Annotated in this window: 14 protein-coding genes; 11 read left to right on the top strand and 3 right to left on the bottom strand. The window is 29.9% G+C overall.

Features of this window, described 5'->3' with window-relative positions; translation table 11 throughout:
- The first annotated feature begins 181 nt into the window (after positions 1-181).
- Positions 182-1,990: an oligoendopeptidase F gene (gene pepF / locus HMPREF1983_RS04985; protein ID WP_021753210.1), complete on the top strand. Its 1,809-nt coding sequence runs from the start codon at positions 182-184 to the stop codon at positions 1,988-1,990.
- 59 nt (positions 1,991-2,049) lie between these two features.
- On the opposite strand, the gene HMPREF1983_RS04980 is transcribed toward pepF, so the two are convergent.
- Positions 2,050-2,880, bottom strand: a complete 831-nt coding sequence (locus HMPREF1983_RS04980) for a metallophosphoesterase (RefSeq protein WP_021753209.1) — start codon at positions 2,878-2,880, stop codon at positions 2,050-2,052.
- A gap of 110 nt (positions 2,881-2,990) precedes the next feature.
- Here HMPREF1983_RS04980 and HMPREF1983_RS04975 point away from each other — a divergent pair, with 110 nt between their 5' ends.
- The 7 genes from HMPREF1983_RS04975 to HMPREF1983_RS04945 all read left to right on the top strand — a co-directional run bounded on the left by HMPREF1983_RS04975 (position 2,991) and on the right by HMPREF1983_RS04945 (position 13,006).
- Complete coding sequence (locus HMPREF1983_RS04975; protein WP_021753208.1) at positions 2,991-6,629, top strand: UvrD-helicase domain-containing protein; 3,639 nt, start codon at positions 2,991-2,993, stop codon at positions 6,627-6,629.
- Between the two features lie 122 nt (positions 6,630-6,751).
- Positions 6,752-7,594: a 6-phosphogluconolactonase gene (locus tag HMPREF1983_RS04970; protein ID WP_245576429.1), complete on the top strand. Its 843-nt coding sequence runs from the start codon at positions 6,752-6,754 to the stop codon at positions 7,592-7,594.
- Positions 7,587-8,918: a hypothetical protein gene (locus HMPREF1983_RS04965; protein WP_040461058.1), complete on the top strand. Its 1,332-nt coding sequence runs from the start codon at positions 7,587-7,589 to the stop codon at positions 8,916-8,918. The genes HMPREF1983_RS04970 and HMPREF1983_RS04965 overlap by 8 nt, the downstream gene beginning before the upstream one ends.
- A 10-nt stretch (positions 8,919-8,928) precedes the next feature.
- Positions 8,929-9,816: a DMT family transporter gene (locus HMPREF1983_RS04960; protein WP_021753205.1), complete on the top strand. Its 888-nt coding sequence runs from the start codon at positions 8,929-8,931 to the stop codon at positions 9,814-9,816.
- 134 nt (positions 9,817-9,950) lie between these two features.
- Positions 9,951-11,225: a transcription termination factor Rho gene (gene rho / locus HMPREF1983_RS04955; protein WP_021753204.1), complete on the top strand. Its 1,275-nt coding sequence runs from the start codon at positions 9,951-9,953 to the stop codon at positions 11,223-11,225.
- 72 nt (positions 11,226-11,297) lie between these two features.
- Complete coding sequence (locus HMPREF1983_RS04950; RefSeq protein WP_021753203.1) at positions 11,298-11,942, top strand: VTT domain-containing protein; 645 nt, start codon at positions 11,298-11,300, stop codon at positions 11,940-11,942.
- Between the two features lie 104 nt (positions 11,943-12,046).
- On the top strand, positions 12,047-13,006 hold the full coding sequence (locus tag HMPREF1983_RS04945; RefSeq protein ID WP_021753202.1) for a Gfo/Idh/MocA family protein: 960 nt from the start codon (positions 12,047-12,049) through the stop codon (positions 13,004-13,006).
- Between the two features lie 240 nt (positions 13,007-13,246).
- On the opposite strand, the gene HMPREF1983_RS04940 is transcribed toward HMPREF1983_RS04945, so the two are convergent.
- Together HMPREF1983_RS04940 and cls are read right to left on the bottom strand one after the other, a co-directional pair.
- Positions 13,247-14,194: a foldase protein PrsA gene (locus HMPREF1983_RS04940; protein WP_040461055.1), complete on the bottom strand. Its 948-nt coding sequence runs from the start codon at positions 14,192-14,194 to the stop codon at positions 13,247-13,249.
- Between the two features lie 63 nt (positions 14,195-14,257).
- The gene (gene cls / locus HMPREF1983_RS04935; protein WP_021753199.1) at positions 14,258-15,775 is read right to left on the bottom strand and encodes a cardiolipin synthase; all 1,518 of its coding nucleotides are present in this window, start codon (positions 15,773-15,775) and stop codon (positions 14,258-14,260) included.
- Positions 15,776-15,916: 141 nt separating this feature from the next.
- Here cls and gltX point away from each other — a divergent pair, with 141 nt between their 5' ends.
- The 3 genes from gltX to rpsI all read left to right on the top strand — a co-directional run bounded on the left by gltX (position 15,917) and on the right by rpsI (position 18,444).
- Positions 15,917-17,377 (top strand): glutamate--tRNA ligase, encoded by a 1,461-nt coding sequence (gltX, locus tag HMPREF1983_RS04930; RefSeq protein ID WP_021753198.1) that lies wholly within the window; start codon positions 15,917-15,919, stop codon positions 17,375-17,377.
- Positions 17,378-17,594: 217 nt separating this feature from the next.
- Positions 17,595-18,032: a 50S ribosomal protein L13 gene (gene rplM / locus HMPREF1983_RS04925; RefSeq protein WP_040461052.1), complete on the top strand. Its 438-nt coding sequence runs from the start codon at positions 17,595-17,597 to the stop codon at positions 18,030-18,032.
- 19 nt (positions 18,033-18,051) lie between these two features.
- Positions 18,052-18,444, top strand: coding sequence for a 30S ribosomal protein S9 (rpsI, locus tag HMPREF1983_RS04920; protein ID WP_021753196.1), 393 nt, complete (start codon positions 18,052-18,054; stop codon positions 18,442-18,444).
- The last annotated feature ends 74 nt before the right edge of the window (positions 18,445-18,518 follow it).

The raw sequence follows: 18,518 nt of genomic DNA, 5'->3' as shown, positions 1-18,518 counted from the left end.
CTATTGTAGTTTTATAATTATAAAAGTTTATAATTAACACCTTTTAAAATAAACTTATATAGTAGATGATAGGTACAGTAAATTTTAAAAAATATTTTTAAATATTATAGCAATATTTTTGCAATATTGTAATGAAAACTGTTATAATTGTAAATAATTATACTATATAAGGAGGACTAGTATGACAGAATTATTAAGAAAAGACCAAAAAACGGAAAATACATGGGATTTATCCTCAATATTTTCAACTGATGAAGATTTTTGGAAAGAGTTTAAAACTGTGGAAAATTTTATCCCACAGATCAAAAATTATCAAGGGAAAGTAGCACAAGGTGCGAAAGAATTATTAGAAGTTTTTAAAACTACTGAAGAGTGGGGATTAAGACTTGAAACGATATTTATTTTTGCACACCTTAGAAATGATCAAGACAGCACGGATGCTGTGAATAAAGAAATGTATGCTAAAGCTGCCGGTTTAGTTGCACAATATGGTGCAGAGTGGTCGTTTTTAACACCGGAATTATTAGCTATTGATGAAAATAAATTAAACAGCTATTTAAACGAATTAGATGATTTAAAAATATATAAATTTGAATTAGAAAAAATTAATAAAAAACGTCCGCATACATTAGATAAAGAACAGGAGAAACTTATTGCAATGGCGAGCGAGGCGCTTAATGCCAGTGATGAAACATTTGCAGCTTTAAATAATACTGATGTAATATTCGATGATGTAAAAGACGGTGACGGTAATGAACATACTTTAACTCACGGTACTTATGGTGCGTATATGGAAAGTCCGGATAGAGAACTTAGAAAAAATACTTTCTTTTCATTATACAGTTATTTTGAAAAACATATAAATACACTGGCATCTACTCTGGGAGGGAATTTAAAAGCGAAAAAATACCGTGCGGATACTCATAAATATGTTTCTACACGTAACCATGCTTTATCAGAAAATCTTATCCCGGAAGAAGTTTATGATAATTTAGTATCGGTGGTTAATAGTCATATTGATGAATTGCATAAATATTACAAACTTCACAAAAAAGTAATCGGTTATGAAGATTTTAGATTATATGACAGATCGGTATCGATGATTGATGGAGAGCCTATTAAATTTACCTTTGAAGAAGCACGTGATATTGTGCTGAAGGCGGTAAAACCAATGGGTGAAGAGTATGTAAATGATATGCGAAAAGCATTTGAAGAGCGTTGGATTGATATTTATCCAAATAAAGGCAAACGTTCAGGTGCTTATTCATGGGGAGGTTATAAGACAAAACCGTTTATCTTATTGAACTTTGACGGTACATTAAATGATGTTTACACATTAATTCATGAGTTAGGTCATTCTATGCACTCTTATTATACAAGAAAACACCAACCGGTGGTTTACGGAGGATATTCAATTTTTGTTGCAGAAGTTGCGTCTACATGTAATGAAGCATTATTAACAGAATATTTGTATAATAAATTCGAAAAAGAGGGCAATAAAGAAGCGATGCTAAGAGTGCTTAACCAAGCATTGCAAGGTTTTGTCGGAACAGTATTCAGACAAACTCAATTTGCAGAATTTGAACATATGATGAACCAGCATTTACAAAATGGCGGGGCATTAACGGCAGAGTTTTTAAACACAGAGTATCTAAATCTTATTAAAAAATATTATGGTGATGTATTTGAGTATGATGAGGAAATTAAATATGAGTGGTCAAGGGTACCGCATTTTTATTATAACTACTACGTGTATCAATATGCAACAGGATATTCGGCTGCACAAGCTTTATCGCGTTTAATTTTGGAAGATAGTAAGAATGCAAAAATATATATTGATGAATTTTTATCAAAAGGGGATTCGAATTATCCTATAGCTGTTTTAAAAAATGCCGGTGTAGATATGTCTAAACCGGAAGCTATTGAATTGGCATTACAAGATTTTGCAGAAAAAATAGATAAATTTGAAAAATTATATTTTGAAAAATAAATATTAACACAAAAACATCGACTTGGAATTTTCAGGTCGATGTTTTTACAAGATTTACTTTAAATTTTTTTTAATGTAATTATTACCAATTCTATTTGATTGTTTATTCTAAGTGGAAATGAACTGTTACCTAAACCGCAAGAAACAACCAGAGTTGTATTATTTTCTTTATATATTCCTTTTGAATATTTCGGGAAAAATCCTTGACTTGGGGAAAATACTCCGCCGATAAAGGGGATTTGCCATTGCCCGCCATGTGCATGACCGGAAAGAACTAAGTCAAAGCCTGTGAGGACGTAATTTTTAATTTTTTCCGGGCGATGTGATAGAAGTATATTAAATTTATCATTAGAGTGTAAGCTATTTAACTTAGTATTAAAAGATTTTCTATGGTCTAATGATTTTTTAAAAAAGTTGTAGTCCTCTACGCCTGCCAAATTTATATTTTCATTTTCTTTAGTAAGAAAAATATTAGAATTGTTTAAATTGACAATTCCAAGTTTAGTTAAAATAGTTTTAAGTTTTTCATATTCATCAGGAAGTCTTAATTCATGATTACCGGAAACAAAATAAGTCGGTGCAATCTCAGATATTTGGCTGAGAATATTGTAAACACAGTCCATGTCATTTTTGTAACTATCAAACATATCTCCGGTGATAACTATAATATCGGGATGTTCATTTTTTAATTTTTTTATAAAAATTAAATCACTAACGCCAATTTTAGCAGAGTGAACGTCACTAATGTGAGCGATTTTAAAATTATGAAAATTTTTCGGAAGATTTTTAAACTGTAAATTAAAATGACTTAGTTTTAATTTTTTATTTTGTTTAATTAAAGAAGCGGCACCTGCAATAGATAGTGCTAATGCTAATTTTTTATAATTCATGTATGTCCCCTTTATTATACTGTTTCAATATATTTATTACAAATATTATAACATATGGGAACTTTATGATAAAATAAAAGGTGATTAATTAGATTTTGAGGATTTAGATAATGATTAAGATTGATAAAATAGATAAATTTACATTAGATAAAAAATATCCGCCAACGCCGGCACAATGGCAAGCTATAGGGATAGAAGGTGCTGATATATTAGTAGCTGCGGCAGCAGGAAGTGGGAAGACGGAAGTTTTATCAGAGAGAATTTCAAGAAAAGTGGCAATAGATAGATGGGATATTGATAAAATCTTAGTGCTTACTTTTACAACGGCGGCGGCAAAAAATATGAAAGTAAGAATAGAAAATAAAATAGCGGACAGATTGTTGAGTTTTGATAACGAAGAAGATTTTCGTTTTCTAAGAAAGCAGAGAATGTTGATGAACGATGCTTTGATAACTACAATAGATAGTTTTTGCTTGAGTGTATTGAGAAAATTTTATTATCATGTTGAAGAGAATATTGACGGGGAAATAATTTATTTATCACCAAACTTTAATGTGCTGCCAAATAGTAAGACCTTGTTAACTCAAGTAATAAACACAGTTTTAGAAAATACTGTGGAAATTTCTCCAAAATTAACAGATATTTTATTTACAATGTTTAATGGGAAAAAGGATATTGTGGATAGTTTACAAGATACTTATTATAAATTGCTCACAATTCCAAACTTTGAGAATTATTTGGAAAAAGAGTTTTTAATTAATATAAATTCAATGGTTAAAGATTTTGATGAAAGTATCTTATCTGAATTTAATTTGTTAACGAATTTAACAACGAATAATTCGTTGAAAACAGCAAAACAATTTACAAAATATTTGGAAAATTTTATAGAAGATGATAAAAATATTAAAAGAATAGAAGATATTATTCTTACTGCTGATTTGAATAATGTAAAAAAAGAAAAAATATTCAAATTTTTTAGTAAGGATATAGAACAAGAAACAATTTTTGGAAGTAGAATAGAAAATAAGACTAAACTAAAGGAAATAGTTAATGTTTTAGATGAAAATATTTCTCTAATACGGGATACGAAACAAATTAATACTCAGTTGCTTGCAACAACTTTTTTAGAGTTAAAAAGCTATGCTGAAAAATTTAATATTTTAAGAAGTATAAAAGATTTTGCCTGTTCTTATCAAAAAATACTTAAAACAATTCATTTTGAGTTTGTAAAAACTAAAAGAAAAAGTAATTTTTTAGACTTTTCAGACTTAAGTCATTTAGCAATAAAAGCTCTGACTAAAGAAGAAAACGGAAAAATGGTATTAACGGCTGCTGCTAAATATTATCAAAAATATTTTTTAGAAATTTATGTAGATGAATATCAGGATAATAATAATCTTCAGGAGTATATTTTAAACATTATTCGAGGGGAAAATGTCTATTTCTTTAGAGTAGGTGACGTAAAACAGGCGATTTATGGATTTAGAGGTTCAAATCCGGATCTTTTTGAAGAAAAATATAATAGTTATGAAAAGTTAAATATAGAAAACTATAGCATAGAAAAAGAATATTATTTGGAAACAACCAAAACCGGAATTTGTGTAATGTTGAAAGAAAATTTCCGCAGTGAAGTAAATGTTTTAAGTAGTTGTAACTATATTTTTAATCGACTTATGAAGAATTTTAATGCCGGAATTAGTTATGATAAAGAAAATGCTCTTTACTATCCGACCGTTAAAGAAAAGACGAAATTAACAATACCGACGAAAATAGTAAACGGTAAAATCAATTATTTCAGCGGTCAGGAAATTGAAAATAAAAAAGAATATAGAGAACAATCGATAAAAAATATCGCTTTTGAAATATTAAACGGCGTAGAACAAGGTAATAATTATAGTGATTATGCTATTTTAGTAAGAAATAGTACAAAAATGTCAAGTTTTAAAGAAATTTTTTCAAGTTATAATATTCCGCTATTTTTTAAAGAGAAAGATGGATTTACTTCATCGAACACATTTAATATTCTTTATAATATTTTTAAATTTCTTGATAATACTAATAGAGATAGTAGCCTTGTTGCCATACTTCGTAGCGAACTTTTTTCTTATACTAATGATGAGTTATTAAAATTATCATTAAATAGTGAAAAAACTTTTTATAAAAAATTAAAAATTAGTGATGAGGTAAAAGATAGACATACTGTAAATATTTTAAATTCATGGTTGAATTACAGTCTTAATAATTCAATAAGAGCTATCTTAGAAAGAATAGTTATTGATACAGATTTTATTAATTATTTGAGAACAGTCGATATAAATGACGAGGAAGTTGATTACTATGAAAATTTTTTAGATGTTGTTTACGAATATGAAAATGTAAATAATAATTTGAGTGATTTTATTGCGTATTTGGAAAATATAAGAGAACAAGAGAAGTTTGAGACTAAGAAGAGAGTTTCAAATAATAGTGTAACGTTATCTACTATCCATATTTCTAAGGGATTGGAGTATAAGTATGTTTTTATCGCTGATTTAGATACAGATTTTAGCAACCAAGGTTTTAGCGGTGAAGTATTATTTACTTCTGAATTTGGGTTTAGTGTTGACGTGGAAAATATAGCAACCAAGAATAATTATGAATATCAGAACGTTTTTCCCGTTAAGCTGTATCAATTAAATTCACAGTTAATAAAATTAAGAGAACGTGAGGAAGAAATAAGAAATCTTTATGTAGCGTTAACAAGAGCGGAGAAAGGTTTGTATTTGGTAAGTCCAAACGGTATTATGCTAAATGATGAAGAAAAAAAACAAATAAGTATAACCGGTAGTACCCTTGAAGCTGTAAATTTTGAAGAAATATTAAGTATTGTCTTGAGTAATTATAATAATGAAGACCGTGCGGAAAATGAATTAACGGTGGAGTTTGAATATTATGAATTTAATCAAAAAGAGAAAGTATTTTCCGTTGAAAATGAGAGAGAAGTTAATTTTGTTGAAATTTATAAAGAGTTGGAAGTTGAAAATAAAGATAAATTAATTAAACAAAAAACTAACAAAATATTTCCGTCGAAAACTTCATACAGTGCTATGAAGAAAATTAATAAAGGTGAAGATGAGATAATAAAAAAAGATAATAAAAAAATTAATTACTTAGAATTATCCAACTTAAATAAAATAACTGCTACCGCTAAATCTTTACAACGTGGTAATATTATTCATAAATTGTTTGAAAGGATAGTACAAAGCATCTTTGAGAAAGAGAAAATAATTGATGTTCAATCGTATGTTAAAAATTTAGTTAGAACGGATAATATTATCTATAATATAAAAAATAAAACTATACTGACAAAAGAAGAGTATAACCTAATAAATAACGAAGATGATTTAACTAAAGTAAAAATGTTTTTAGAAAGTGAAGTGATTAGTTTCGTAAAAGATGCGGATACTTGTGAAACTGAATTGTCTTTTACAACACTAAAAAAAGCCAAGGAGCTTTATAGTGAGAGTGAAAGTAATATTGACGTAATACTTCAAGGTGTTGTTGATTTGTTGATTAATATAGATGGGCAGTATTTAATAATAGATTATAAAACTGATAATGTTACAAAGAAAAATGGTGAAAGTATTTTAGAAAAACGTCATGGTGAACAGTTGAAAATATATAAAGAAGCGGTAAGAAAATATTATAATTGTACTGATGTAAAGACTTATATTTATTCTTATACTTTATCAAAATTAATAGAGGTGTAGAAATCAGTTAAGTCACTTCTACCAATTTTTTGATAAAATCTGTAAATTTCTTCTCATTGTTACTACAGTCTAAATATGATATAATAGTTATTAAAAATAACCGGACTTTATTTGGAGGTGAAATGGTGAAATATATAGTTTGTAACAGTCAGACGGCGGTGCTTAATAGAATGTATGATGAATTTGAAAAGTGTTTAGAGGATGGTGCTGTTGTGTCGTTGCCGGAACAAATAATCGGCACGCAATTTATGAATAGAATGGTGGATGATTATAATGCCGGAAAGTATCGCTATAAACATATAACTCTTGTAGGGCAAAGAGAGTTTGCGGATATAGATATAGAAGAAGATTTTGGATTATATCGTTATCTTAGAAAAGAATTAATAACAAAATTGGATTTAGATTCTAAGAATATTTATTATCCAAAATGTTTAGATAGTAAAAATAGTGAAGATGATATTGCTAAATATGAAGAGATATTGGCAGAAAATATTGCTGATGTGGCAATAGTATTTTTAGGTGCGGAAGGAACGATACTGGATTATAAATATATGAACGAAGAAAATAAACGTGTTCATTTGTTGGAGTTTTCTAAGGAAGATAGAACTCAGCTACAAAAGTCCGGGATTCAACTTAGAGGAAATAAACTAATAAGTATCGGATATGAAAATTTACTGTCAGCAAGAAGTTTATTTATAGTTGTTTTAGGAGCTGATAAAAGAGAGTATATGGTGGAGTTATTTGAAAATGACCATGACGAACAAGAAACTATTTTATCACTTTTAAACGAGCATAATAATGTTTTTATTTTTACGGATAAAGAAGCAAGTTATAAATCGGAAGAAGAAGTAAATAGATTAATAAAACAGCGTCAAAAACAGCTTTTGGCTAAACAGCGTCGTGAAGAAGAAAAAGAAGCGAAAATTATAGAGAAAATACAGAGCGATGGAGAATATAATGAATGATTACCAGAGAATTATAAATTATGATTTCAATGATGTAGTTCTTGATAATAAATTAGTAGTAAAATTTAAAATGAAAAAAACTTTTAGCGAATGGGATTTTATAAGTTTATTTTCACATAAACGTGGGGAGAGATTTATAATAAAAACACCTGACAGCAGGAGTTCTAAAATAGGAATAGGTTATGAAAAAACTTGGTTATTAGATTCAAACGATTTTTTATCCAGTTTTGATAATAAAAATATTTTATCGGGTTTTGAAGAATTAAAAACACAAGTAACTTTTATTGATATTGATGAACATGATGAAGAATATTTCGGTTTATATGGCGGTGTTTCTGACGGTAGTAATAAAAGTACACAGGAGTGGGTAGATTTTAGTGATACTTCTTTTGTAGTACCGGAAATTTTGGCTGTTTTTAAAGGAGATTTCGTATATTTCACCTTATTTTTTGATATGGAAGATGGTGTTGACTTTCTGGAGTTGTGGCGAAAAAGAACGGAATTTTTAGAAAAATTGGTTTTTCAAGAAGAACCATTACTTAATGAACCTAAAATATCTGTAGTAAGGGATATTTATCCGGAAGTTTGGCAAGAAAATATAAGAAAAGCATTATTAAAAATAGAACAAGGTGAGCTGAAAAGATTAGTATTACCAAGAAAGAATCAGATATTATTAGAAAATAGAACTTCACTTGCTGCTATAACAAAATATTTGCTTAATAAAAAAAGATATTTTATTGCTTTTGAGATGAAAAAAAGCCTCTTTGTAACTACTAATCCTTTGGTATCGTTAGATGTTGATGATGAAGAACTAAAAGCGTACTTGTATTTAAAACAGGAAAATCTTTTTTCCGATAAAAGTGTTGTTATGTTTGATGAAAAAGATATATTCATCAGATACAAAGAAGAGTTTAAAGCTAAGTTTGAGAAAGATTTTGAAGTTTCGGATGACAAGATGTTAATGGGTAAAAAGTTAGATGTTTATGCTGTATTGAAGACAAGAATAATAAGTAAACAAAAAGCGATAAAGGCACTAAGTGTTTTATACCCGATTCCTCTATTAAAAGGTTATCCCGAAATAGCTGCTGAAGAGTTTTTAAAAGAAAATTGTCCTACAGGATATGGTTTTTGGTATTCACCTTTTGGTTATATTAACGCAAATTTAGATGCGAGGTTTTATACTTGCGGGAATACCATGATTGCATTGGAAAATATGATAACTTTATTTACCAGTATTTTATTATCAAAAGATGATAGTTATGATGAAGTTATAGAAAGAACAAATTCGATAGTAAGTTCAAGATTAAAATTATTTAATCACTAAGGAGGAAGTTATGAAATTAAGTACAATGCAAAAGGGTACTTTACTTACTATATCAGGAGCAACGTGTTGGGGATTATCCGGAGTTTTAGGAGAGTATCTTCTTAATGTTTCTAAAATAGATTCTATTTGGGTAATAACCACACGTTTATTTTATGCAGGATTAATTTTATTAGCTATAGTATTAATAAAAGATAAAAAGGCGACACTTAGAGTATTTAAAGATAAAAAAGATGTTTTAAGGTTAATGAATTTTTCGTTTTTCGGCTTACTTATTTGCCAAGGAACGTATTTTCTAGCCATAAAACATACCAATGCCGGAATGGCAACAGTTCTTCAATTTACAGGTCCGATTATGATAATGGCATTTTATTGTGTTTTGAATAAACGTTTGCCGATGACTAGGGAAGTTGTAGCTATGATAACTTCGTTATTTGGTGTTACTTTAATGGCTACTCATTTAGACTTTAGTACATTATCTATTTCGGCGATCGGTTTGTTTTGGGGAATTTTCTCGGCGGTTGGGCTTGCCAGTTATAATATTTCTTCAATAAGACTTACCACAAAATATGGTGCAACAATCATAACTGCATGGGGGCTTTTTATAGCAGGAACGGTTGTTTATTTTGCGACAAGAAGTTATTATATACCGGCAGGATTTAGTTTAACCGACTTTTTGTGTATAACCGGAATTGTTTTAATAGGAACTATCGCTTCATTTACTATGTATTTAGAGGGAATTAAATTAATTGGAGCGGTTACCGGTAGCATAATAGGTTGTTTTGAGCCGATAGCGGCGATAATTTTTTCGTTTTTATTACTCGGGACAACATTCAGTAGTTTAGATTTACTGGGAGCAGCCTTTATACTATCCGCCGTTGTGGTTTTAAGCAAAAGATAATACTTGCTTAATAAGAAAAATGAATATACAATAGGGTGAGAGTATTAGTGAGGTCTAATATTCTCATTATCACATTAAGGGGTAAATAAATATATTTTAACAATAATTATAAAAGAGAAAAGAGATTTTAACAAATGAATAATAATTATCAAACTTTTGACGATATGTATAAAAGTAAAACGACAAAGGAATTGACGCTTCTTGCAAAGAAATTAGGAGTTATGCGTTACTCTACCCTTAATAAAAAGGAATTGATTCTTGCAATTTTAGAAAAGGAAATGGAAAAAGATAATAATTATTATATGACCGGCATTTTAGATGATATTCATCCGGAAAACGGCTTTGGTTTTTTAAGGACGGTTAATTATAATAAAGGAGAAGCTGATATTTATGTTTCAGCATCTCAAATAAGACGTTTTGAGCTTAAAAAAGGTGATGAAGTAACTGGGAAAGTCCGTCCTCCTAGAGAAAATGATAAATATTACGGATTACTTCAAGTAGATGTTATCAACGGCGTTAATGCTGAAGAAATAAAATCACGTCCGCACTTTCAAGCATTAACCCCTATTTATCCGGACAGTAAATTAGTTTTGGAAACTACAAAAGAAAAATTATCAACCAGATTTATAGATTTGGTAGCACCTATCGGTCTGGGGCAACGTGGCTTAATAGTAGCGCCGCCCAAAGCGGGGAAAACTACTTTATTAAAAGATATTGCCAATGCAATTAGAAAAAATTATCCGGATAAAAAATTAATTATCTTACTAATTGATGAAAGACCGGAAGAAGTTACCGATATGGAACGTTCAGTAAAAGGTGCGGATGTAGTTAGTTCGACTTTTGATGAAACATCAGAAAATCATGTAAAAGTGGCAGAACTTGTAATAGAGCATGCAAAACGTCGAGTAGAGTTGGGACAAGATGTGATTATTTTAATGGATAGTATTACACGTTTAGCACGTGCTTATAATATAGTTGAACCTAGTAGCGGTAAAGTGTTAACCGGAGGGATTGATCCGTCAAGTCTTCATAAGCCAAAGGCTTTTTTTGGAGCGGCACGTAATGTTGAAGGTGGCGGAAGTCTTACGATTATTGCAACAGCATTGATAAATACCGGTTCACGAATGGATGATATGATTTTTGAAGAATTTAAGGGAACGGGTAATATGGAAATAGTTTTATCACCTGAACTGGCGTTAAGAAGGGTGTATCCTGCAATAGATTTTGCTAAAAGTTCAACCAGAAAAGAAGAATTGTTATTAACAGAAGATGAAGTGAAAATTTTATGGCAAACACGACGAAAATTGGAAGATGTGAGTGAACCTACAATTGGTGTTTTAAACCATCTTAGAAAATATAACTCAAACAAAGATTATGTAGCGGAGATGAAGAAGTTTATTCGTGACTAGCTTATATTAATATTAGACAGTTATGCTAAGCTATGTTATAATCTATTTTATAATTGTTTTAGGAGGTTATGAGTGAACACGATAAAATTTTTAATTGATTTTGTGCTACATATAGATAAACATTTAGGTGAACTTATGAATCAACATGGACCATGGTGGTTATATGGGATTATATTTTTAGTAATATTTATAGAAACCGGTGTGGTATTTATGCCGTTTTTACCGGGGGATTCACTACTTTTTGCTAGCGGTGCTTTGTGGGCGGCTACCGGAAATAATATATTTTTATTGCTTATGCTATGTATCAGCGCAGCAGTAATAGGAGATAATTGTAATTACTTTATTGGAAGAAATTTCTCTGAATATTTGAAGAGCAGGTCGTGGTTCAAAAAATTTGTTTCAGATGAGAACATAAAAGATGCCGAAAAATTTGTTGAAAAACATGGTGGAAAATCAATTTTTCTGGCAAGATTTTTCCCTATAATTCGAACTATAGTTCCTTTTATAGTAGGTGCCGGTAAAATGAAATATAGCAAATTCAGAACAATAGATTTTCTAGGTGGAACTTGCTGGTGTTTATTGTTTGTTTCGGTAGGTTATTTCTTTGGCAACTTTGAAATTGTGAAGAAAAATTTTTCGTTAGTGGTAATTGGCATAATTTTAATTAGTTTAGTACCGTTAATAATTGGAACATTAAAATCACATAAAAAAGCATAGAAAAAAACTTCGTTAGAACCGCTAAGCGTTTTAATGAAGTTTTTGTGATTTTCTTTTAAAGATAGTATATAATGAGATTATAAAAGATAACAAAGGAGATTAGTATGAAATTAGGAATTATTGGATCCGGAATGATAGTAAAGGATTTTCTTAGTATAGCAGATGAGTTGCCGGAAATAGAATTAGAAGCAATAGTAGCGAGAAATAGGGAAAATCTGGAAAAACTTAGTAAAAAATATAGAATAAAAAAAATATATACAAATATTGATGAATTTTTGACTGATAAAGATATTGATACTGTTTATGTAGCTATACCGAATAATATTCATTATAGTGTTGTGAAAAAATCTTTACTGGCAAATAAAAATGTTATTTGTGAAAAGCCTTTTACATTGTATTGTGAAGAAGCAAGAGAGCTATTTGAATTAGCTGAAAGTAGAAATTTAATTTTAATAGAAGCTATAACAAATCAGTATTTAGAAAATTATTATGAAATAAAAAAAGCTGTAAAAGAAATAGGGGAAATAAGACTTATTGAGTGTAATTTTTCTCAGTTGTCATCTCGGTATAAGGATTTTAAAGAAGGAAAAATAGCACCTGTATTCAGCAAGGAGCATGGTGGAGGTGTTCTTAATGATTTGAATATCTATAATATTCATTTTATTATCGGGATTTTTGGAGAACCGCAAACTGTAAATTATTTTCCTAATATTATCAATGATATAGATACTTCAGGAGTTTTAGTTTTGATTTACGATAAATTTAAAGCGGTATGTATAGCAGCAAAAGATACCTTCAATAATAGCTATGTTAATATTCAGGGGGATAAAGGTTTAGTACAGGTGACAGGTCCAACTAATGAAGTGGCAAACTATAGCTTAAAAACTGAGGATATAGTTAAGGAAAATATTAACGATAACAGTCATAGCCATAGAATGTATGCCGAATTTAAGAAAATTTCACAGGTGATAATGGAAAGGGATTTTATATTTGTTAATAAGCAAAAAAGACATAGTTTGTCGGTAATGAAAGTGTTGGATAAAGCCAAAAAATCAATCGGATAAAATTGTTAAAAATTTCTTTTAAAACATCTCCGGTTTATAACATAAATAAAAAACATTTGATAAATGTAATATTGATTGATAATTCAGCTATGATGCTTGTAAAAGAGTTAATTGATATAATTGTATCCATGTTACAAATAAAAAATCCTAGTCAAAGTTTGTAATACCCTCAGAAGTTAGATCTTCAGTTGTCTAACTTCTGAGGGTATTTCGGTTTTGATTGCCTAGGATTTTTAAATATTATTGTCCTGATTGTCCTGAAGTGTTTCCTTCCAACATAGATTTAATGTAAGATTCAACATCGCTGTTGCTAGATTTTACGTTATATTCTTCGAAAATATTTTTAAGCGCTTTGCTTACTACTGTTGGATCACTTTTTACAGCTTCTTCCGCTAATTTTTCTTCAAGTGACGGTTTTAATTCTTCAAAAGTAGAATCTTTTGTGTCTAATAATTTGATTATGTGATACCCGAATGAAGTTTTAACTACATCTGAAGTTTTGCCTTTTTCAAGGGCATAAGCAGCTTCTTTAAATTCTTTAACGAAAGAGTTATCTTCTTTAGAAGACCAACCTAAATCGCCACCATTAGAGGCATTAGCTGTGTCTTTAGAATTTTCTTTAGCAAGTTTAGCGAAATCTTCTCCGTCATTAACTTTTTTCAGAATTTCTTCAGCTTTTTTCTTAGCGTCTTCATCGCTCAGTCCACTAGGGTTTGATTCACTTTTAACACTGATTAAGATGTGTGCAAGGTGATATTGATGTTTATTTTTTTCGTAACTTTGTTTTATTGTTTCATCGTCAACACCGTTGTATTCGTTAATCATAAGTGTTTGAGCAGCTTTGACCTTAAGACCGTCTTTATATTTATCAAGGGTGAAACCTTGTTGTTTTAATAATTGTTCAAATTTTTCTTTTCCACCGTATTGCTCTTCAGCTTTTTTAAGTTTTTCATCAATGGCTTTGTCATCAATTTTTCCTTTATACTTATCTAAAAGAACTTTTTGAATCATCATACTTGTTGCCGTTTTAGATAATTGACTAGAACCAATGCTTTCTACTATATCTTTTTCCGTAACATCGCCGGCTTTACTAGAGATGTATTTTGTTCCGCCAGAAGAACAACCTGCTAAACCGATAACAGAGATACTAAGAGCTACAGGTAAAATAGCTTTTTTTAATTTTGTCATTAAAATTTCCTCCATAAGTTAATAACTATTTACAAATATAACATATCTTTTATTTAAAAACAACTAAAGAATAGGTGATATTAATCTTGCAAATGCTTCTTTAATTTTAATAATAATACTACGTTCTTGATATTTTGAATATGAAACCAAAATAGATTTATCAATATCTTGTAAAAATATTTTTCTGAATGTATTTGTAGTTTGATAATCATAAATAAAGGCATTCATTTCAAAGTTCAATTTAAAACTACGATAGTCAAAGTTGGCACTACCGATACTGGTAACTTCATTGTCTATTATAATCATTTTTGTGTGGATAAAACCGTTATCATAGATATAAGTTTTTGCTCCGAAAGATGCTAATTCCCCAATGTAAGAATAGGTAGCCCAATATACAAAAATGTGATCAGGCTTATTTGGAACCATTATTCTTACATCTATACCGGAAAGAATAGCCATTTTTAGTGCGTTCATAACACTTTCGTCAGGAATGAAGTATGGTGACTGTATATAAATATACTTTTTAGCACGTGAAATCATTTGGAGATAACCATATTTTATTTTTTCAAGTTTACTATCCGGCCCACTCGACACTATTTGTATAGGTGTATAATTATTTACATGAGTAGCTATAAAATCAGGCCTTAGACTTAATTGTTCGGCTTTTTTAGATGATTGAGAGTTCCAATCATCAATAAAACGATATTCTAAAGATCCTACAGCTTCACCTTCTATACGAAGATGTGTATCACGCCAATAACCAAACTTTTTATCCAGCCCTAAATATTCATCGCCAACGTTAAAACCACCGGTATAACCAATTTCACCATCGATAACAACAATCTTTCTATGATTTCTATAATTCATACGAAAGTTTATTATCGGTAATTTTGCTTTAAAAAAACTTTTTATTTTAGCATTATTTTTAGTTAAATTTCTTAAAGAAGATATGCTAAGTTTTCTGGAACCAATGTCATCATACAAAATATAAACGGCAACTCCTTCTCTTAGTTTTTGTTCAAGAAGTTTAAAAAGTTGTTTACCTATACCGTCTTTTTTTAAAATATAGTATTGGACATGGATATAATTTTTAGCATTTTTTATATCTTCAAATAGTAGATCAAATTTTTCTTTACCGTCGGTTATAATCTTAATTTTATTATTTTTTGATAAAAATGCCTTATCCGTTTCATAATTCAATTCGATTAAATTTCTATATTTATGTATAAGTTGTTCATCTTTCGTAATTTCATATGGTGTTGTTCTATTCAACAGCCGTTCCTGATATGAAATTTTTTCTTCATCTGAGAAAGGGAAAATCTTTTCTCGATATATGGGACGTCCAAATATCAAATATAAAATAAACCCTAGATAAGGAATTAAAAATAATACCAAAATCCAAGCCCACGATGAAGATGCTGTTTGATATTCCAAAAAAACAATAGAAAATGCGAGTATTGTATTAATAATTAAAAACAATGTTAAGAGTAAATCAAAATTAATATTATTAAAAAATGTTGTAATTAAATCTATTACATATGATAAATTTATATTTAATATATTAAAGTTTGTATAATTCATAATATAACACTCCTAGTTAAATATTAACTTAAAATGTGAAAAAAGTCTATTAATAATATTTTTTTCGCATTGAAAAGAAGTAGTTACCTATGATATAATATTTAGTGTTATAATTTTAGAAAAAAGCGAAAGGAGATAACCATGAAAAAAGTAAGAGTACGATATGCACCATCTCCAACAGGAAATCTTCATATTGGAAATGCACGGACAGCATTATTTAATTATTTATTTGCTAAACATTACGGAGGGGACTTCGTTTTAAGAATAGAAGATACGGATTTTAAACGTAATAAAGAAGAAGGAGAACGTAGTCAACTCAAATATATGAATTGGCTAGGTCTTGATTATGATGAAGGTATTGGAAAAGAAAAAGAATTTGGTCCATATCGTCAATCAGAACGTATTGAGATTTATCAAAAATATGCAAACCAACTTTTAGAAGAAGATAAAGCATATAAATGCTACATGACTGCAGAAGAATTAGAAAGAGAACGTGAAGAGCAAATCGCAAACGGGCTGCCACCACGTTACAGCGGAAAACATGCCCATTTGACAAAAGAAGAACAAGAGGCATTTGAAAGAGAAGGAAGAAAACCATCTATTCGTATTCGAGTTCCTCAAGATAGAATATATAGTTTCGACGATATGGTAAAAGGAGAATTATCATTTGAAGGAAAAGATTTTGGTGATTTTGTCATTGTGAAAAATGATGGAGTAGCAACCTATAATTTTGCCGTTGCCGTTGATGATCATTTAATGGAAATATCACATGTATTACGTGGTGATGATCATGTGTCAAATACTCCGAAACAATTAGTAGTTTATGAGGCATTAGGATTTGAAGCACCACGTTTTGGGCATATGACTTTGATTGTTAATGAAAACAAGAAAAAATTATCAAAACGTGATGAAACTATTATCCAATTTATTGAACAATATGATGATTTAGGATATTTACCGGAAGCATTGTTTAATTTTATTACGTTGTTAGGTTGGTCGCCGGAAGGAGAAGAAGAAATTTTCACAAAAGAAGAGTTTGTAAAAATTTTTGATGAAAAACGTTTAAGTAAGTCACCTGCATTTTTTGATAACAATAAATTAACATGGATAAACAATCAATACATCAAGGCACAACCTCTTGAAAGAATAGTAGATTTGGCACTACCATTTTTTGTTAAAGAAGGAGTGGCTACTGAAGAAGAAATAATTACCAATAAGGCGTGGTTTGAGAAACTTATTTCACTATATCAACCACAGATGAGTTACGGAGCGGAAATAATAAAATTAACAAAACAATTTTTCACTCAAGATATTACATTTGATGAAGAAGAGTTGGAAATATTAAGACAAGAAACTACAAAAATAGTATTTGAAAATTTCTTGGAAAAACTTGATTCGATTGAAGATTTTACAGCAGATAATATAAAAGTTTTAATCAAATCAATTCAGAAAGATACAGGGGTGAAAGGCAAAAACTTATTTATGCCTATTCGAATCGCTTCAACCGGTTCAATGCACGGCCCGGAATTAAATACAAGTTTAGAATTATTAGGTAAAAAACGTGTGGGAACACGAGTGAAATCGGCATTAGAATTATTATAAAAGAAGAAGACAGAGTGTTGTGAGTGTCAAAATTGCAATACCTGTCTTTACTCATTGATCGGGAAAATATATAACAAAAGTAAAGAAAATAACTTGACATTTACTTTTAAATACGATATTATATCTAGTGATATTGTTTATATATCTTCACGAGTAAGCCCCGGAAAACTTAGTCGTTATGACAGATTTAAAACAACATCTAGGAGGAAAACAAGACATGCGTCAAACATATATGGCAAAGCCATCAACTGTAGAAAAAAAATGGTATGTAATCGATGCTGAAGGACAAACTTTAGGTCGTTTATCATCAGAAGTAGCTTCAATTTTAAGAGGAAAACACAAACCTACTTATACACCACATATCGATACCGGTGATAATGTTATCATTATCAATGCCGAAAAAATTGTGTTGACCGGTAAAAAATTATCTGATAAAGTTTATCGTCGTCATACAATGCACCCGGGTGGATTAAAAGAAAGAACTGCCGGATTAATGGTGGAAAAATATCCGGAAGAACTTTTAGAGTTATCTATTAAAGGTATGTTGCCAAAAAATACTTTAGGTAGAGCTCAAGGTATGAAACTTCATGTTTATCGTGGAGCAGAACACCCACATGCAGCACAAAAACCGGAAAAATACGAATTACGTGGTTAATATAGGAGGAAATAATTAAATGGCACAAGTAGAATATCGCGGTACAGGACGCCGTAAAAGCTCAGTAGCACGTGTAAGATTAGTACCTGGTACAGGGAAAGTTGTTATCAATGATAGAGAAATGCGTGAATACTTACCATTAGAATCATTAGTATTAGATTTAATGCAACCTTTAGAAGTTACATCTACTACAGGAAATTATGACGTTTTAGTTAACGTTAAAGGTGGAGGTTACACCGGACAAGCTCAAGCAATCCGTCATGGTATTGCTCGTGCATTATTAGAAGTAAATCCGGAATATCGTAAAGATTTAAAACCGGCAGGATTACTAACTCGTGACCCTCGTATGAAAGAACGTAAAAAATACGGTCTTCGTGGTGCGAGACGTGCTCCTCAATTTTCAAAACGTTAATATCTGGTCTTATACACCAACGTCAAAACACCGAAGTTTTTTCTTCGGTGTTTTTTTACTTATATATTATTTTG

Origin of the sequence: Gemella bergeri ATCC 700627 (genome assembly GCF_000469465.1) — a bacterium.
Taxonomy (GTDB): Bacteria; Bacillota; Bacilli; order Staphylococcales; family Gemellaceae; genus Gemella; species Gemella bergeri.
This window is presented reverse-complemented; position numbering and strand designations above follow the sequence as displayed.